Source organism: Sphingomonas bacterium (assembly GCF_903642285.1).
Lineage (GTDB): Bacteria > Pseudomonadota > Alphaproteobacteria > Sphingomonadales > Sphingomonadaceae > Sphingomonas.
The window spans coordinates 91,711-107,380 of record NZ_CAHJWJ010000002.1; the positions used below are offsets into that span (position 1 = coordinate 91,711).

A 15,670-nucleotide genomic window follows, 5' to 3' on the forward strand; every position below is an offset into this window, starting at 1 on the left:
TGATGCATCCATGCCTCCTATCGCGAGGTCGGCCCCGGCATCAACCACCGTTGACGCCGCCGCGCCCCTTCGCCAAGTCATGCGCGATGCCCGACACGCGCCGCTGCCCGGACCCGAAGGTCGTCGTGACCCGCGAACTGCCCGATATCGTGATGGCGCGGATCGATGCGCTGTTCGACGCGACCAACAACCGCACGGATGCCGAGATGACGCGCGATCAGCTGGCCGATGCGATGGCGGCCTGCGACGTGCTGGTCCCGACCGTAACCGATGAGATCGACGCTGGGCTGATCGCGGACGCCGGCGATCGGCTTCGGCTGATCGCGAATTTCGGTGCGGGCGTCAATCATATCGACCTGAAGGCGGCGCGCGCGCGCGGTATCATCGTCACGAATACGCCAGGCGTCCTGACCGAAGATACCGCGGACATGACGATGGCGCTGATCGTATCGGTGCCGCGACGGCTCGCGGAGGGCGAGAAGCTCGTCCGGTCAGGCGAATGGAAAGGCTGGAGCCCCGGCGGGATGCTCGGCCACCGGATCGGCGGCAAGACACTCGGGATCGTCGGCATGGGACGGATCGGCCAGGCGGTCGCGCTGCGCGCGCGGGCGTTCGGTCTGTCGGTCCATTACCATAATCGCCACCGATTGCCCGCGGTGCTCGAGGCGCAGCTGGCCGCGACGTGGCATCCCGATCTGGACGATATGGTGCGCGCGATCGATATCCTGACCATCCACACCCCGCGCAATGCCGATAGCGAGAATCTGATCGATGCCCGGCGCATCGGGCTGCTGCGCGCGCATGCGTATGTCATCAACGCCAGTCGCGGCGGCATCCTGGACGAAAATGCCCTGGTCGATGCGCTGGAAGGGGGGCGGCTGGCGGGGGCCGGGCTCGACGTATGGCGTCACGAACCGACGATCGATCCCCGGTTGCTGGCGCTGCCCAACGTCGTCATGACCCCGCATATGGGTTCGGCCACCTATGAGGGTCGTGTCGCGAGCGGGGAGCGGGTGATCGCCAACATCCGTATGTGGGCCGACGGGCACCGGCCGCCGGATCAGGTATTGGAGGGGTGGGCTTAAGGCTCGCTGCCTAAAGCGTCGCACCGTCGCGTCGAGAGCCGAACCGCGATGTATCCCGTCCGTTACGATATCCGTCTTAAAGATGAGGATTGTCGGGGGACAACGGTCGCATCATCAATCCCCCGTTAGGATACGGTCCACCAACTGCTTCACGCTCGGTACGAAGCCGTTGGAATAGAACGGGTCGCGCTTGAAACTGTACGCCGTGTGTCCCGCGAACATCAGGTTCCGTTCGGTATCGCCGCCATGCGCAATGTCTTGCAGAGTCTTCTGGATGCAGAAGCTGCGCGGATCGGCCAGACGGCCGGTCGAATTGGTCTCGGTGTCCGCCCAGCTGGAGAACGCGCATTGCGACAGGCAGCCCATGCAATCCGCCTGGTCCTTGCGGATCATCTGCTTGTCGGTCGGCGTCACGAACACGAGCGTATTGTCCGGGGTCTTCAACGCGTCGGTGAAGCCTTCGCCGTACCAGGCGCGCGCGCGCAGCAGGTCGTTGCGGGTCACCCAGAAATTCCGCCCCTTCACGCCGACGTCGAGCTGGAAGACATGATCGCCCGCTTCCTGCGTCGAGAACGCGATCTGTCGATCGGAGCGTGCTTCGAGATGGCGGAGAAACGGATTGCGCACCGCCGACGAATAGAACCCGGTCGGCGAGAAACGATGGAGCAATATCTCGCCCTCTTCGAGCGTCGACAGCCGGTCCTTCCACCCCTGCGGGATCGGGCTTTCCCGCGTCAGCAGCGGTCGCGTTCCGTACTGGAACATGATCGCGCCGAGTTCGGGGTTGTCGATCCAGTCGTTCCAGTCGCGCAGGTACCAGACGCCGCCGGCCATCACGATCGGCGTCGTGTCGGGGATGCCGCCTTCGCGCATCGTGTCGCGGAGCGCCTTGACGCGCGGATACGGGTCCTCGGGCTTCAACGGATCCTCGGCGTTGGACAGGCCGTTATGCCCGCCCGCAAGCCAGGGGTCCTCGTACACCACCGCCGCCAGCCATTCGGCCGCCTTGGAATAGGCACGCTTCCATAGCGCGCGAAAGGCGCGGCCGGAGCTGACGATCGGCAGATAGCTGACATTGTACGACGCCGCGATCTCGCTCAGCTTGTACGGCATGCCCGCGCCGCAGGTGACGCCGGCGACAAGCCCGCGGGTGCGTTCCAGGACGCCGTGCAGCACCCGCTGCGCCCCGCCCATTTCCCACAGCACGTTGATATTGATCGCGCCCTTGCCGCCTGCGATGTCGAACGCGCGCTTGACCTGCTGCACGGCACCCTCGATCGCATATTCGATCAGTTCTTCATGCCGTTCGCGCCGCGTCAACGTGCGGTAGATCTGGGGCACGATCTTGCCGTCGGGATCGTAGCTGTCGGCATTCACCGCGGATACCGTACCGATGCCACCCGCCGCGGCCCAGGCGCCCGCGGACGCGTGGTTGGTCGCGGCGACGCCCTTGCCGCCCTCGACGAGCGGCCAGACTTCGCGGCCATTATAGACGATCGGATTAAGGCCTTTGAACACGGGAACGGGCTTCCTTTCGAGCATCAGCTACGTTGCGCTATAGCGTAAGGTTGCGTTCGGGCGAGCGAAACCTGGCTAGGCCAAAGCCCCGAGGCGGCCCATTGCACCCTCGTACAAAGCACGATACCGGGCGATCATCAACGTCTCGTCATATTCGGCGCGCGCCTTCGTCCGGTTCGCGGCACCCACCGTCCCGCGCAGATCGGCGTCGAGCAGCAACGGCTGGATCGCATCGCGCAAAAACACTTCGCCCGCCGCCTCCGCGATGAACGGCGCGTTTTCGGGTGCGACCATCAGCGGCACGTCGCCCACCGGCGGCGCGGCGATCGGCAATCCAGCCGCCATCGCTTCGACGACGGAGATCGGGAATTGCTCGCTCAGTGACGAGAGCGCAAGGATATCGAACAGCCCGACATAACGGTGCGGCCGATCGAGGAAACCCGGCATCACCAGCCGGTCCGCGATCCCCATCGCCGCCGCGGCCTGGCGGATCGTGTCGCGTTCCGGCCCTTCGCCGACGATGACCAGACGAAACCGGCCCGACAGGCCACCGCACGCGCGCACCAAAGCGGGCAGGTCCTTGACCGCACGCAGGCCGGCAACCGCCCCGATCACGACGTCCTTCGGCCCGCGGACGAGGCCGGGTATCGCCTTCGGGTCGGGCTTGCCTGCGAACAGCGCGGTGTCGATGCCGTTGACGATGCGATGCACGCGCGCCGACGGCTGCTTCCAGGTCTTGCGCGCGATTGTCTCCAGCGCCTGCGACGGCACCACCAGCGCATGCGCCGCGCCAAGCGCGATCCGGCGATAGACGTTGCGTTGGGTCTTGAGCCCACCGGCTTCGTCCGCGTTGAAGCCGTCCTCGTGGTGGACGAGCGGTGGCGCGTCTCTGGCGAACACGCGCCGTGCCATCGCGCCGTCGATCGCACCCCAGTTATAGCTCAGTACGAGATCGAACCCGCGCATGAACTGCGCGATCGCCTCGTATCGCGCGACCGATGGTCGGCCCGTCAGCGGGGGCGGGTCCTGCGCGATCTCGTATCCGATGTGCTTCGCGATACCGATCGTCGCACCGGTCGCGCCCGGCACGCCGGATACGATCACGTGCCGCGCAGCCGCGCCGAACGCGTTCATCAGCCGGACGGCACGCGCCTCCTTGCCGCCCCAGTCGAACGAGGAATGGAGGTGGAGGATCTTGACGGAAGCCGGCATGCGATTGGCGTTAGCGTCTATTGCGACGTCTCGCTATCGCAGCGGCACCTGCGCCTTCGGAAACCCGTCCCATGCCTGGTCGTAATCCTCGTCCAGCGCGCCCGTCTCCAGCGCGAAGGCGGTCGGGTGGAAGACCCACCGGCTTTCGATCATGAACGCCATCGTGCCGTCGATCCTGTGCGGCTTCAGGTCCGCCGCCGACGCTGCCTGCCACGTCGCGACGTCGGGGCCATGGCCAGACATCTGGTTGTGCAGCGACAGTGCCCCCGGCCGAAACCCTTCCGCCTTCGCGTCATACGCGCCGGTGATGAGCCCCATGCATTCGCTCATGACGTTGCGGTGGAACCAAGGCGGGCGGAACGTGTCTTCCGCGACCATCCAGCGTGGCGGGAAGATCACGAAATCGACGTTCGCGGTGCCGGGCACCTCGCTTGGTGAGGTCAGGACGGTGAAGATCGACGGATCGGGATGATCGAAGCTGACCGTGCCGATCGTGTTGAAGCGCGCCAGATCATATTTCCACGGCGCATAATTGCCGTGCCACGCGACGACGTCCAGCGGCGAACGGCCGAGCTCCGTCGTCCACAGGCTGCCGAGGAATTTCTGGACAAGTTCATACTCGCCCTCGACATCCTCGAACCACGCTACCGGCGTTGCGAAATCGCGCGGATTGGCAAGGCCGTTCGCGCCGATCGGGCCGAGATCGGGGAGGCGGAAGGGGCTGCCATGGTTTTCCGCGACATAGCCGCGCGCGTTGCCGTCGGGCAGCATCACGCGGAAGCGCACGCCGCGCGGAATCAGCGCGATCTCGCCGGGCTTCACGTCGATCCGGCCGAGTTCGGTCAGCAACGTCAAGCCGCCGCGTTCGGGCAGGATCAGCAATTCGCCGTCCCCCGACACGAAGGCGCGGTCGGTCATGTCCTTGCTGGCGGCGTACAGATGCATCGCAACGCCGGTCTGCGTCGCGGGGCCATCGCCCGCGACGAGCATCGTCGTCAGGCTGTCGAGCCAGTCGGCGTCGGCGTCCGCTTCGAGCGGCCCCCAGCGCAGGCGGTTTGGCGCAAGGGGGTGTTTGTCCGTACCGGGGGCGAACCGCTTCGCCCCGTCGTAACGGATGAACGCGGGATGTGCGGCGGAGGGGCGCAGGCGATAGAGCCAGGAGCGGCGGTTCTCGTGGCGTGGCGCGGTAAAGGCGGTGCCGCTCAGCTGTTCGGTGTAGAGGCCGAACGGCGGTTTCTGCGGCGCGTTGCGGCCGACGGGGAGGGCGCCGGCGACGGCTTCGGTCGCGAAGTGGTTGCCAAAGCCAGTCTGGTAGTCGGTCATGGTCTGATCCTCGAACCCCTCTCCCCCTGTGGGAGAGGAAGGTGCCCGCCCGCGTTAGCGGGTGGGAGGGTGAGGGGCACGGTGCAGGGATACACCCCCTTCATCCGGCGCTACGCGCCACCTTCTCCCACAAGGGGAGAAGGGTTCAAGCCTCCGCCTTCGCCGGCACCACGCCGCGACGGATCTGATCCAGCTCGATCGACTCGAACAGCGCCTTGAAATTACCCTCGCCGAACCCGTCATTGCCCTTGCGTTGGATGATCTCGAAGAAGATCGGCCCGACCATATTCTCGGTGAAGATCTGCAGCAGCAGCCCGCCGCCCGTCTCCGGCGCACCGTCGATCAGGATGTCGCGCTTGCGCATTTCCTGAACGTCGTGGTTGTGCCCGGGCAGGCGCTTGTCGATCAGGTCGAAATAGGTCTGCGGCGTCGTCTGGAACCGGATGCCGTTCGCGCGAAGCCTGTCGACGGTGGCGAAGATGTCGTCGGTCGCCAGCGCCAGATGCTGAATGCCTTCGCCCTTATAATCCTTGATGAACTCCTCGATCTGCGAATGCTCGTCCTGGCTTTCGTTCAGCGGGATGCGGATCTTGTCGTCGGGCGCAGTCATCGCCTTGCTGAACAGGCCGGTCGCCTGGCCCTCGATATCGAAATAGCGGATCTGGCGGAAGTCGAAGATCGTCTCGTAATAGTTCGCCCAATACGCCATCCGCCCGCGCTGCAGATTGTGCGTGAGGTGGTCGAGCGCGTCGAGGCCGACGCTGTTGTCGTCCACGCCGGCACCCGCGACCGGCGTGAAGTCGGTGTCGTAGATCGAGCTGTGGTTCTGCCCGACCAGATACAGGTTCGCGCCGCCGATCCCCTCGATCGCCGGAATGTCGAGTTCGCCGGGGCCATGTTCGCCCGTCACCGGCGTCGCGCCGCGCTCGACCGCCAGCTTAAGCGCGGCATCGGCATCGGCGACGCGGAACGCCATCGCGTTGGCGGACGGCCCGTGCGCGTCGCGGAACCCCGCGACCTGGCCGGCCCCGTCCATGTTCAGCAGGAAATTGATGTCGCCCTGCGCGTACCGGCGGACGTTCTTGGACTTGTGGGTGGCGACATGGGTGAAGCCCATCTTCACGAACAGGTCGGCCAGCGCTTGCGGATCGGGGCCGGTGAATTCGACGAATTCGAAGCCGTTCAGGCCCATCGGATTGGCGACGTCGGACATGCGCGATTCCCTTGGTGATTTCAGATGAAACTATATGCGATGATGGTGGTGGGGTCAAAGCCTGCGTGCGTCACCCCGGGCTTGTCCCTGGGTCCAGAGTCTCACAGTACAACGCTCGTTGATCCTCGACGTCCTGGATGCCGGGACGAGCCCGGCATGATGATGGTGGTGGTGAATTGACCGATCTCAAACTCGACGATTTCCTTCCCTACCGCCTTTCGATCGCATCGAACGCCGTCTCCGATGCGATCGCCTCCACCTACCGGGCGCTGTTCGGCCTGCGCATCCCCGAATGGCGGCTGATCGCGGTCATTGCGGAAACGTCGGGCATGACGCCGCAGGCGCTGACCCATGCGACGCGGATGGACAAGGTCACGGTCAGTCGCGCCGCCGCCGCACTGGCGAAGCGCGCGCTGATCGAGCGGCGGCCCAATCCGGACGATCAGCGATCGCATTCCCTGTCGCTAACGCCGGCCGGCCGGGCGCTGTACGAACAGGTCGCACCGAAGGCACTGGAGATGGAGGCCCGCCTTTTCGGCGGGCTGAGCGCCGACGAGCAAAAACAGTTCCGCGACCTGATCGGCCGGATCGAGGCGGCGGCGGCCGACCTGGAGGCTTGAAGTCCGTGGCCGGGCTGGCCTAAGCGGCACATGACCTCCCCAGGCCAGACCGAACCGCTTTACGGAGGATATTCGCATGATCGACCGCGCCGGCCTGAAGGTCGCAGAACCGCTCGCCCAGTTCGTCGAGGAGCGCGTACTGCCGCCGCTCGGCATCGCCGCCAAGGCCTGGTGGCAGGGTGTCGCCGGCATCTTCGCGCGGTTCGCGCCGGAGAATGCCGCGCTGCTGCAGCGTCGACAAGACCTCCAGGCGGCGATCGATGCGCGCTACGAGGCCGGTGAGGCGGTCGATGCGGCGTTCCTGCGCGCGATCGGCTATCTGGTGCCCGAACCCGCGCCGTTCACGATCGGCACGACCAACGTCGATGCGGAAATCGCGACGATGGCGGGGCCGCAACTGGTGGTACCGTCGCTGAACGCGCGTTTCGTGCTGAACGCCGCGAACGCGCGGTGGGGCAGCCTGTATGACGCGTTCTACGGCACCGATGCGCTGCCCGGGAAGGCCGCGCCGGGCGGGTATGACGCGGACCGCGGGAGCGCGGTCGTCGCGGCGGCGAAGGCTTTCCTCGACGAAGCGGTGCCGCTCGGCAGCGGGACATGGGCCGACTTCATGGGGGGCGAGCCGGCGCTGTGCGATCCTGCGCAGATGGTCGGCCGGTCGGGCCGCAACCTGCTGTTCCGTCACCACGGGCTGCACATCGAACTGGTCATCGATCCTACCCATCCGATCGGCGCGACCGACCCGGCGCATATCGCCGATGTCGTCCTCGAGTCGGCGCTGACCACGATCGTCGACCTGGAGGACTCGGTCGCCGCGGTCGATGCGGTGGACAAGGTCGCGGCCTATGCCAATTGGCTTGGGCTGATGGACGGTACGCTGACCGAGACGTTCGAGAAGGGCGGCCGAACGATGACGCGTCGCCTGAGCCCCGATCGCATCTACCAGGCGGCGGACGGGGCGCTGACCTTGCCAAGTCGCAGCCTGTTGTTCGTCCGCAACGTCGGCCACCTGATGACTACGCCCGCGATCCTGCTCCCGGGCGGCAAGGAAGCACCCGAAGGTATCCTCGACGCGATCATGACCTCGACGATCGCGCTGTTCGACCTCCGCCATCTGGGCGCGCTTCGCAACAGCCGCACCGGATCGGTCTATATCGTCAAGCCCAAGATGCACGGGCCCGACGAATGCGCGTTCACCGACCGGCTGTTCGACGCGGTCGAGGACCTGCTCGCGCTCGATCGTCACACGATCAAGGTCGGGGTCATGGACGAGGAGCGGCGGACCTCGGTCAACCTCGCCGCGTGCATATATGCGGTGCGCGACCGGATCTGCTTCATCAACACCGGCTTTCTCGATCGCACCGGCGACGAAATCCACACCGCGATGCGCGCCGGGCCGACGATCCCCAAGGCGGAGATGAAGGCGACCGGCTGGATCAGGGCGTATGAGGATCGCAACGTCCGCATCGGCCTGGCACACGGCCTGTCGGGCAGGGCGCAGATCGGCAAGGGGATGTGGGCCGCGCCCGACCGCATGGCCGACATGATGGCGCAGAAGATCGGGCATCCGATGTCGGGCGCGAACACCGCCTGGGTGCCGTCGCCGACCGCGGCGACGCTGCACGCGGTGCATTATCATAAAGTCGACGTCTTCGCGCGGCAGGAGGAGATCGCGGCCGAGGCGGTTCCACCGGTCGAGGCGATCCTGACCGTACCCGTCGCGGGCGGCCGCAACTGGACCCCGACGGAGGTGGCGCGGGAACTGGACAATAATGCGCAGGGGATTCTCGGCTATGTCGTGCGCTGGGTCGATCAGGGGGTCGGCTGTTCCAAGGTGCCCGACATCGACGATGTCGGACTGATGGAGGACCGCGCGACGCTGCGCATCTCGTCGCAGCACATGGCGAACTGGCTGCTCCACGGCGTCGCGACGCCGGCCGATGTCGATGCGGCGCTGCTTCGCATGGCGGCGAAGGTGGATGCGCAGAATGAAGGCGACTCGGCGTATCGCCCAATGGCCCATCACCCCGAGAGCCTGGCCTATCAGGCGGCAAGAACGCTGGTTTTCGAGGGTGTTGGCCAGCCAAGTGGGTATACCGAGCCATTACTTCACGCCTTTCGCGCGCGGGCTAAGGCGAAAAGCTGATTTTGCCGTTGAACCTCGTTCCCGATCGTGCGTTAGCGGGTAGCGGGTGGTGAACCGGATACGGTCGCCCAAAGGGGCTTCGGGTGGCAGGTTCGATCGGTCGTCGGCATTACTGGATCGCGGTCGCGCTGATTGCCGGCACGCCCGCGCTCGGCCAGCTGCAGAAAGCGGGTACCGCACCGGTGCGCGGGCCGAAAGCGCCCAAGCCCGACGCCGGCCCGACACCCGCCGATGCCGCGCCCTCGACCGTCGATGCGCCGATCGTGACCGAGCAGCAGTTCGACAGCGCGATGCCGCCGCTGAGCGGGAACATCAACGCACCGCTGGAGCCGATGGCACCACTGCCGCCAGCGACGACGGACTCGAAGGCGACCGGAACCCCACCTCTCTCGGTATCGCCGGTCGGGCCCACCACAGCGGGCGCGCTGCCGCCGACGGTGGCGGAGGACCCGCAACTGACCCAGCCGCTGACGCCGCTCGCGGGTTTCGACACGACCCCGCTGGAGACCGCCGCCGACATCAAGAACAAGGACGCGCCGGCGATCCGTTACCGGACCGAGGTCAAAGGGCTCGATGCGGTCAAGCTCACCAGCCAGTTCAAGGCGCTGTCCGCGCTGGAACAGGGCAAGGGGAAGGCGGCGAACGCGACCCAGATCAACGCGCGTGGCAAGGAGGACGAGGCGCTGGCGGTTCGGTTGCTGAAATCGCTCGGTTATTACGATGCCACCGCCATTTCGTCGATCGAGACGGCGTCACCACCTGCCGGCTCCTCCGAGCCGGCTAGCTTGCGCGTGACGCTGAGCGCGCAGCCGGGGCGGCTGTACACGCTGTCGTCGATCGCGGTGAACACCCAACCGACGATCCCCGCCGATCTCGTCCGCACCGCGCTGCCGCTGAAGGTCGGCGATGCGATCGACGCGGCGCGGATCGAGGGGGCGGAGGCCAATGTCAGCCTGACGCTGCCGCAACAGGGATATCCGTTCGTCAAGGTCGGGCAGCGCGACATCCTGCTCGACGATCAGGCGCTCAAGGCGACGGGCGCATATGTGCTGCCAGTCGAAACCGGCGCGCGGTCGTCGTTCGGCAAGCTCGTCACGTCGGGCGATCCGGTGTTCAAGCTGGATCATCTGAACGTCTTTCCGCGGTTCGACGACGGACAATTGTACGATTCGCGCCTCGTCGACGATCTGCGCGACGCACTCGTCGCGACCAGCCTGTTCTCGAGCGTATCGGTCGAACCGCAGCCGACCGACCGGGTCAATCCCGACGGCACGCAGGCGGTCGACTTGCTGATTCGTCAGGTACGCGGACCCTATAAATCGTTGGCGGGGACTGCGGGCTATTCGACGGGTGAGGGGTTCAAGCTTCAAGGATCGTTCACCAACCGCAACACCTTCCCGCCCGAAGGCGCGATGATCTACACCGTCGTCGCGGGTACGCAGGAACAGGGGTTGTCCACCACGTTCAAGCGCGCGAACGCGGGCAAGCGCGACCGGACGGTGACGCTCGTCGCATCGATCGATCACTCCAATTACGACGCGTTCAACGCGGATACGCTCACGCTGTCGGGGCGGATCAGCTATGACTCAACGCCGATCTGGCAGAAGAAATTCACCTATGCCTATGGTTTCGAACTCGTCGGCACGAACGAGAGCGTGTATGATTTCGGTATCGGCAACCGCGTGCGGCGGACGTATTTCATCGCTGCGTTGCCCGGACAGGCCGTGTTCGACCGCTCGAATGATCTACTGAACCCGACCAAGGGCTACCGCCTGAAACTGAACCTCAGCCCCGAAACGTCGGTGCAGGGATCGATCAGTCCCTATGCACGGACGATGGCGGAGGGGGATTATTATTTCCCGGCGACACAGGCGCTGACGCTGGCCGGGCGGGTGCGCGTGGGATCGATCGACGGCATCAGCCGCGACGATCTGGCCCCGTCGCGCCGCTATTATGGCGGCGGCGGCGGGTCGGTGCGGGGCTACGGGTTCCAGCGGCTCGGGCCGCTCGATCCGCAGGGCAATCCGGTCGGCGGGCGTTCGCTGAACGAATTCTCGCTTGAGGCGCGCTACCGGTTCGGCAATTTCGGGGTCGTGCCGTTCCTCGACGGCGGGCAGGCCTATGAAAGCAGCATCCCCAAATTCTCCAGCCTGCAATATGGTGCCGGGATCGGCGGCCGAGTCTACACCAATTTCGGGCCGCTGCGATTCGACGTCGCAACCCCGCTGAACAAGCGGCCGGGTGACGGCAGGATCGCGCTCTACATCTCGATCGGGCAGGCTTTTTGATGACCGACGAGACCCCCGAAGGCGCGGCAGTCGCCGTGCATCGGCCCTTGTGGCAGCGTATCCTGAAATGGATCCTGCTGACGTTGCTCGGCATCGTCGTGCTGCTCGGGGTCGTTCTGGTCGGGATCAACACCGACCCGGGTCGGCGTTTCGTCGCGGATCAACTGGGTGGGTACACCACCGCGTCCGGGCTGAACATCAAGGTCGGGCGGATCGAAGGATCGATCTACGGCCGGATGTCGCTGTCCGACCTGCGGGTCAGCGATCCCAAGGGCGTGTTCCTGACCAGTCCGCGGCTCGACGTCGACTGGCGACCATTTCAATATCTGCACAACCATATCGACGTGCGCTCGCTCGACGCGGGGCTGATCACGCTGGCGCGTAAACCCGTGCTGAAGCCGACGCCGAGCGATCCCAACGCACCGCTGTTGCCCGATCTCGACATCGACATCGCCCATTTGAACATCGCGCGCTTCGTGATCGCGGTACCGGTCACGGGGCAGCCGCACATCCTCAGCCTCGACGGCGCGGCGCATATCGCGAACCGGCGCGCGCAATTGACCGCGAACGCCGCCGCCTTGCGCGCGCCGGGTGTGGCCGGCGGCGACCGGTTGAAGCTGGTGCTCGACGCGGTGCCCGATGCGAACAAGCTGGACGTCGACGTGCGACTGGATGCGCCGACCGGCGGCGTCGTCGCAACGATCGCCGGGCTGAAGGCACCGCTGAGCGTTCGGGTCGGCGGCAAGGGCGGCTGGGCGTCTTGGCAGGGGCGTGCGCTTGCGACACTGGGTTCGGGGCAGCTCGCGGACCTCGGCGTCGTCGAACATTCGGGACATATCGCGATCCGCGGTCTCACGCGGCCCGGGCTGTACATGCCTGGAGGCCCGGTCGAACACCTCGCGTCGCCCGCGCTTCAAGTCGCGATCGACACGACGCTCGACCAGCGCAAGGCGGATACGCGCATCAAGCTGACGTCCGGCGCGCTTGCGGTCGACGCAGGCGGGCTGATCGATCTGGCGGCGAGCCGCTTCTCGAACTTCGCCGTCGATGCGCGGTTGCTGACACCGGGCGCGATCGCGCCGCAGCTCGCGGGGCGCGACGTCGCGGCGCGCGTGGTACTGGACGGCGCGTTCGCGACGCCGACGGTGGACTACAAGTTGCGCGCCGGTGCGATCGGTTTCGCCGGGACCACGGTCGAGGATGTGTATGCCGAAGGTCTGGCCCGGGTCGATGCGAAGCGAATCCTGATCCCGGTCAAGGCCCGGGCGCGCCGCGTCACCGGGCTGAACGCCGCGGTCGGCGGGTTGCTGAGCAATGTGACGATCGCCGGCGATTTCGCGATTCAGGGCGTCAATGTCCTGACCGACAATCTACGGGTGCGATCGGACAAGATCGACGCGACCGCGATCGTCGTCGCGAACCTGTCGACCGGGCGCTATACCGGCGCGCTGAAGGGGCGGGTGAACGACTATAGCGTCGACGGGATCGGCATCGTCAATCTCGTCACCGATGCGAAGCTCGTCACCGCACCCGGTGGCGGATTCGGCATCAAGGGGCATGTGGTTGCGAAGACCGCGAAGCTCTTCAATGTCGGGGCGGCAAGCTTCCTCGGCGGCAACGCGGTCGTCGCGGCCGATCTGGACTATGCGCCAAGCGGAATCATCGCCGTGTCGAACGTCCGGCTGAACGCGCCACAATTCCGCGTGACGAGCGGCAGCGGACGGTACGATCCCAAGGGGGGAATCCTGTTCCAGGCGGATGCCTATTCCACGCAATACGGGCCGCTGACCGCGCGGGTGACGGGGACGGTCAACGACCCCGTCGTCGTCCTGACCGCGGCGCATCCGGGCGTCGGCGTCGGGCTGGTGAACCTCCATGCGCGGGTCGTCGGGCGGAACGGCTCCTATGCGGTGCTGGCGAGCGGTGGCACGAATTACGGGCCGTTCAAGGCGGACGTGCTGATCACGCCGGGCAAGACCTTGGCGGTCGACGTTCACCGTGTGACCTTTGCGGGCGTCGATTTCATGGGTCGCATCGTCCAGATGCCGGCGGGGCCGTTCGCCGGCCGGCTGACATTCGGCGGATCCGGGCTCAACGGTGTCCTGAACCTTGGCGCACAGGGCAAATACCAGCGCGTCGACGTCGATGCGCGTGCGAATGGCGCGAAGATACCAGGCCTGGTGGATTTCACGATCGGTCGCGCGATCGTGGTCGCGCATGCGGTGCTGACGCCGCAGCCGCAGATCGTCGCCGACGCGCAGGTCGCCGATGTCCGCTACGGCGCGGTGGTGCTGTCCGCGGCGCGCGCAAAGGTGAATTACGTCGGCGGTCGCGGCACTGCGCAGGCGCTGGTGACGGGGTCGAGCGGCGTGCCGTTCCGCCTTTCCGCCAATGCCAAGCTGTCGCCGAACGACTATCTGCTGGCCTTGCAGGGCCAGGCGAACGCCATCGATTTCCGCACCGTCAATCCGGCACATGTCGTGAAGGCAGGCGCGGACTATCGCCTCGCCCCGACGCAGATCGGTTTCGGTCCGGGCACCAGCGGCGCGAAGACCGGCGGATCGCTGCGTCTCGCGGGCAGCTATGGCAAGGGGCTTACGGTGCAGTCGCGGCTCGACCGGTTCGACCTGTCTGTGGTCAACGCGCTGATCCCGAATCTCGGCCTTGCCGGACAGGCGACGGGCAGCCTGGATTTCAGCCAGCCGGCCACGAACGCGATGCCGAAGGCGGATGCGCGCGTGACCGTCAGCAATTTTCAGCGTTCCGGGCTCGCGGCGGTTTCCGAACCGGTGGATATCGAATTCGCCGGTCGGCTGTTGTCCGATGGCGGCGAAGCGCGTGCATTGGTCAGGCGCGGCGGGACCGTGGTCGGTCGCCTGCTGGCATCGCTCCGGCCGTTGCCGGCGGGCGGGGGGTCCTGGTCGACGCGGCTGATGGCTGCGCCCTTGTCGGGCGGTATCCGATACAACGGACCTTCCGCGGTGCTGTTCAGCCTGGCGGCGGTGCCCAACCAGCAATTGTCCGGGCCGATCGCGGTCGCGGCGGACTTCTCGGGCAAGGTGAGCGCGCCGCTACTGCGCGGGCTGATCCGCGCGGATAATCTGACCTACGACAACGAGGTTTATGGCACGCGGCTGTCGCAGATGCGGATCGCGGGACAGTTCACCAACGACAAGCTGACCATCTCCACGCTGGACGCGAAGGCCGGCGATGGCACGGTCAAGGCGCAGGGATCGATCGGCTTCGCGGCGGACAGCGGCTTCCCGATCGATTTCCAGGCGACGCTCGACAAGGCGCAATTGGCGAAGAGCGACGCACTCGGCGCTACCGCGACGGGGAACATCCACCTGACCAATGGCGCGAACGGCGGGCTGATCCAGGGGACGCTGACGATCCCCAACGCCCGCTATGCGATCATCCGCCAGGGTTCGGCCGAGGTGCCCGAACTGACGGGCGTACGGCGCAAGAGCGCGGTCCATCCCGCACTGCCCACCGATCGCCCGGCACCGCCCGCGCCGACCGGGCTGTTCAAGCTGGATCTGACGATCAAGGCGCAGAACCAGCTGTTCGTGTCGGGCATGGGCCTCGAATCCGAATGGTCGATGAACTTGCATATCGGCGGCACCAGCGTGGCCCCCGAAATCACGGGCGGCCTCGATCTCGTCCGCGGCACCTATTCGTTCTCCGGCAAGAATTTCGAGGTGACGAAGGGCACGATTCGCTTCCGCGGCGGCGCGCTTGCCGATCCGGATATCGATATCAGCGCGTCGACGACCGCGAACGGCATTACGGTCATCATCAACATCACCGGCACCGGCGAACATCCGCAAATCGCGTTCACCTCCACGCCGACGCTGCCGCAGGACGAGGTGCTCAGCCGCTTGCTGTTCGGGACCTCGCCCGAAAATCTCTCGGCGATCGAAGCGCTGCAACTGGCCTCCGCGCTCAATTCGCTGCGCGGGTCGGGCGGCGGCGGGCTTAATCCGCTCGGCAAGCTGCGCTCGGCGATCGGGTTCGACCGGCTGCGCATCGTCGGCGCGGACTCGACCACGGGGCAGGGGACGTCGCTCGCCGCGGGCAAGTACATCACGAAGAACATCTATGTGGAGATCGTCAGCGACGCGAAGGGCTTCACCGCGACGCAGTTGACCGTCGCGCTGACCCGGACGCTCAGCGTGCTGTCGTCGGCCGGCTCGTTCGGCGGCAGCAACGTCAACCTGAAATATTCCCGCGACTTCGGCGGGGCCAAGCGATAGGTTCCTGCC

Annotated in this window: 9 protein-coding genes; 5 read left to right on the top strand and 4 right to left on the bottom strand. The window is 66.2% G+C overall.

From position 1 onward, the window contains the following. Nucleotides 1-86: 86 nt before the first annotated feature. On the top strand, nucleotides 87-1,085 hold the full coding sequence (locus HUU99_RS01610) for a 2-hydroxyacid dehydrogenase (RefSeq protein WP_174284829.1): 999 nt from the start codon (nucleotides 87-89) through the stop codon (nucleotides 1,083-1,085). Nucleotides 1,086-1,199: 114 nt separating this feature from the next. Here the strand turns inward: HUU99_RS01610 and HUU99_RS01615 are convergent, their stop codons facing one another. The 4 genes from HUU99_RS01615 to hppD all read right to left on the bottom strand — a co-directional run bounded on the left by HUU99_RS01615 (nucleotide 1,200) and on the right by hppD (nucleotide 6,351). After that, complete coding sequence (locus tag HUU99_RS01615; protein WP_174284830.1) at nucleotides 1,200-2,603, bottom strand: NAD(P)H-dependent flavin oxidoreductase; 1,404 nt, start codon at nucleotides 2,601-2,603, stop codon at nucleotides 1,200-1,202. Nucleotides 2,604-2,678: 75 nt separating this feature from the next. Further along, nucleotides 2,679-3,815 (bottom strand): glycosyltransferase family 4 protein, encoded by a 1,137-nt coding sequence (locus tag HUU99_RS01620; RefSeq protein WP_174284831.1) that lies wholly within the window; start codon nucleotides 3,813-3,815, stop codon nucleotides 2,679-2,681. Nucleotides 3,816-3,848: 33 nt separating this feature from the next. Then, nucleotides 3,849-5,138: a homogentisate 1,2-dioxygenase gene (hmgA, locus tag HUU99_RS01625; RefSeq protein WP_174284832.1), complete on the bottom strand. Its 1,290-nt coding sequence runs from the start codon at nucleotides 5,136-5,138 to the stop codon at nucleotides 3,849-3,851. 145 nt (nucleotides 5,139-5,283) lie between these two features. Beyond that, nucleotides 5,284-6,351 carry a 4-hydroxyphenylpyruvate dioxygenase gene (gene hppD, locus HUU99_RS01630; RefSeq protein WP_174284833.1) on the bottom strand — a complete coding sequence of 356 codons (1,068 nt, stop codon included), beginning with the start codon at nucleotides 6,349-6,351 and terminating at the stop codon, nucleotides 5,284-5,286. 176 nt (nucleotides 6,352-6,527) lie between these two features. On the opposite strand from hppD, the gene HUU99_RS01635 reads away from it, so the two are divergent. From HUU99_RS01635 to HUU99_RS01650, 4 genes are all read left to right on the top strand, one after another. After that, complete coding sequence (locus HUU99_RS01635) at nucleotides 6,528-6,971, top strand: MarR family winged helix-turn-helix transcriptional regulator (RefSeq protein WP_174284834.1); 444 nt, start codon at nucleotides 6,528-6,530, stop codon at nucleotides 6,969-6,971. A 76-nt stretch (nucleotides 6,972-7,047) separates the two neighbouring features. Continuing rightward, nucleotides 7,048-9,117, top strand: coding sequence for a malate synthase G (locus tag HUU99_RS01640; RefSeq protein WP_174284835.1), 2,070 nt, complete (start codon nucleotides 7,048-7,050; stop codon nucleotides 9,115-9,117). Nucleotides 9,118-9,200: 83 nt separating this feature from the next. Beyond that, nucleotides 9,201-11,405, top strand: a complete 2,205-nt coding sequence (locus HUU99_RS01645) for an autotransporter assembly complex protein TamA (protein WP_254602859.1) — start codon at nucleotides 9,201-9,203, stop codon at nucleotides 11,403-11,405. Beyond that, nucleotides 11,405-15,661 (top strand): translocation/assembly module TamB domain-containing protein, encoded by a 4,257-nt coding sequence (locus tag HUU99_RS01650; protein ID WP_174284836.1) that lies wholly within the window; start codon nucleotides 11,405-11,407, stop codon nucleotides 15,659-15,661. Before HUU99_RS01645 ends, HUU99_RS01650 begins: the two co-directional genes overlap by 1 nt. Nucleotides 15,662-15,670 lie beyond the last annotated feature (9 nt).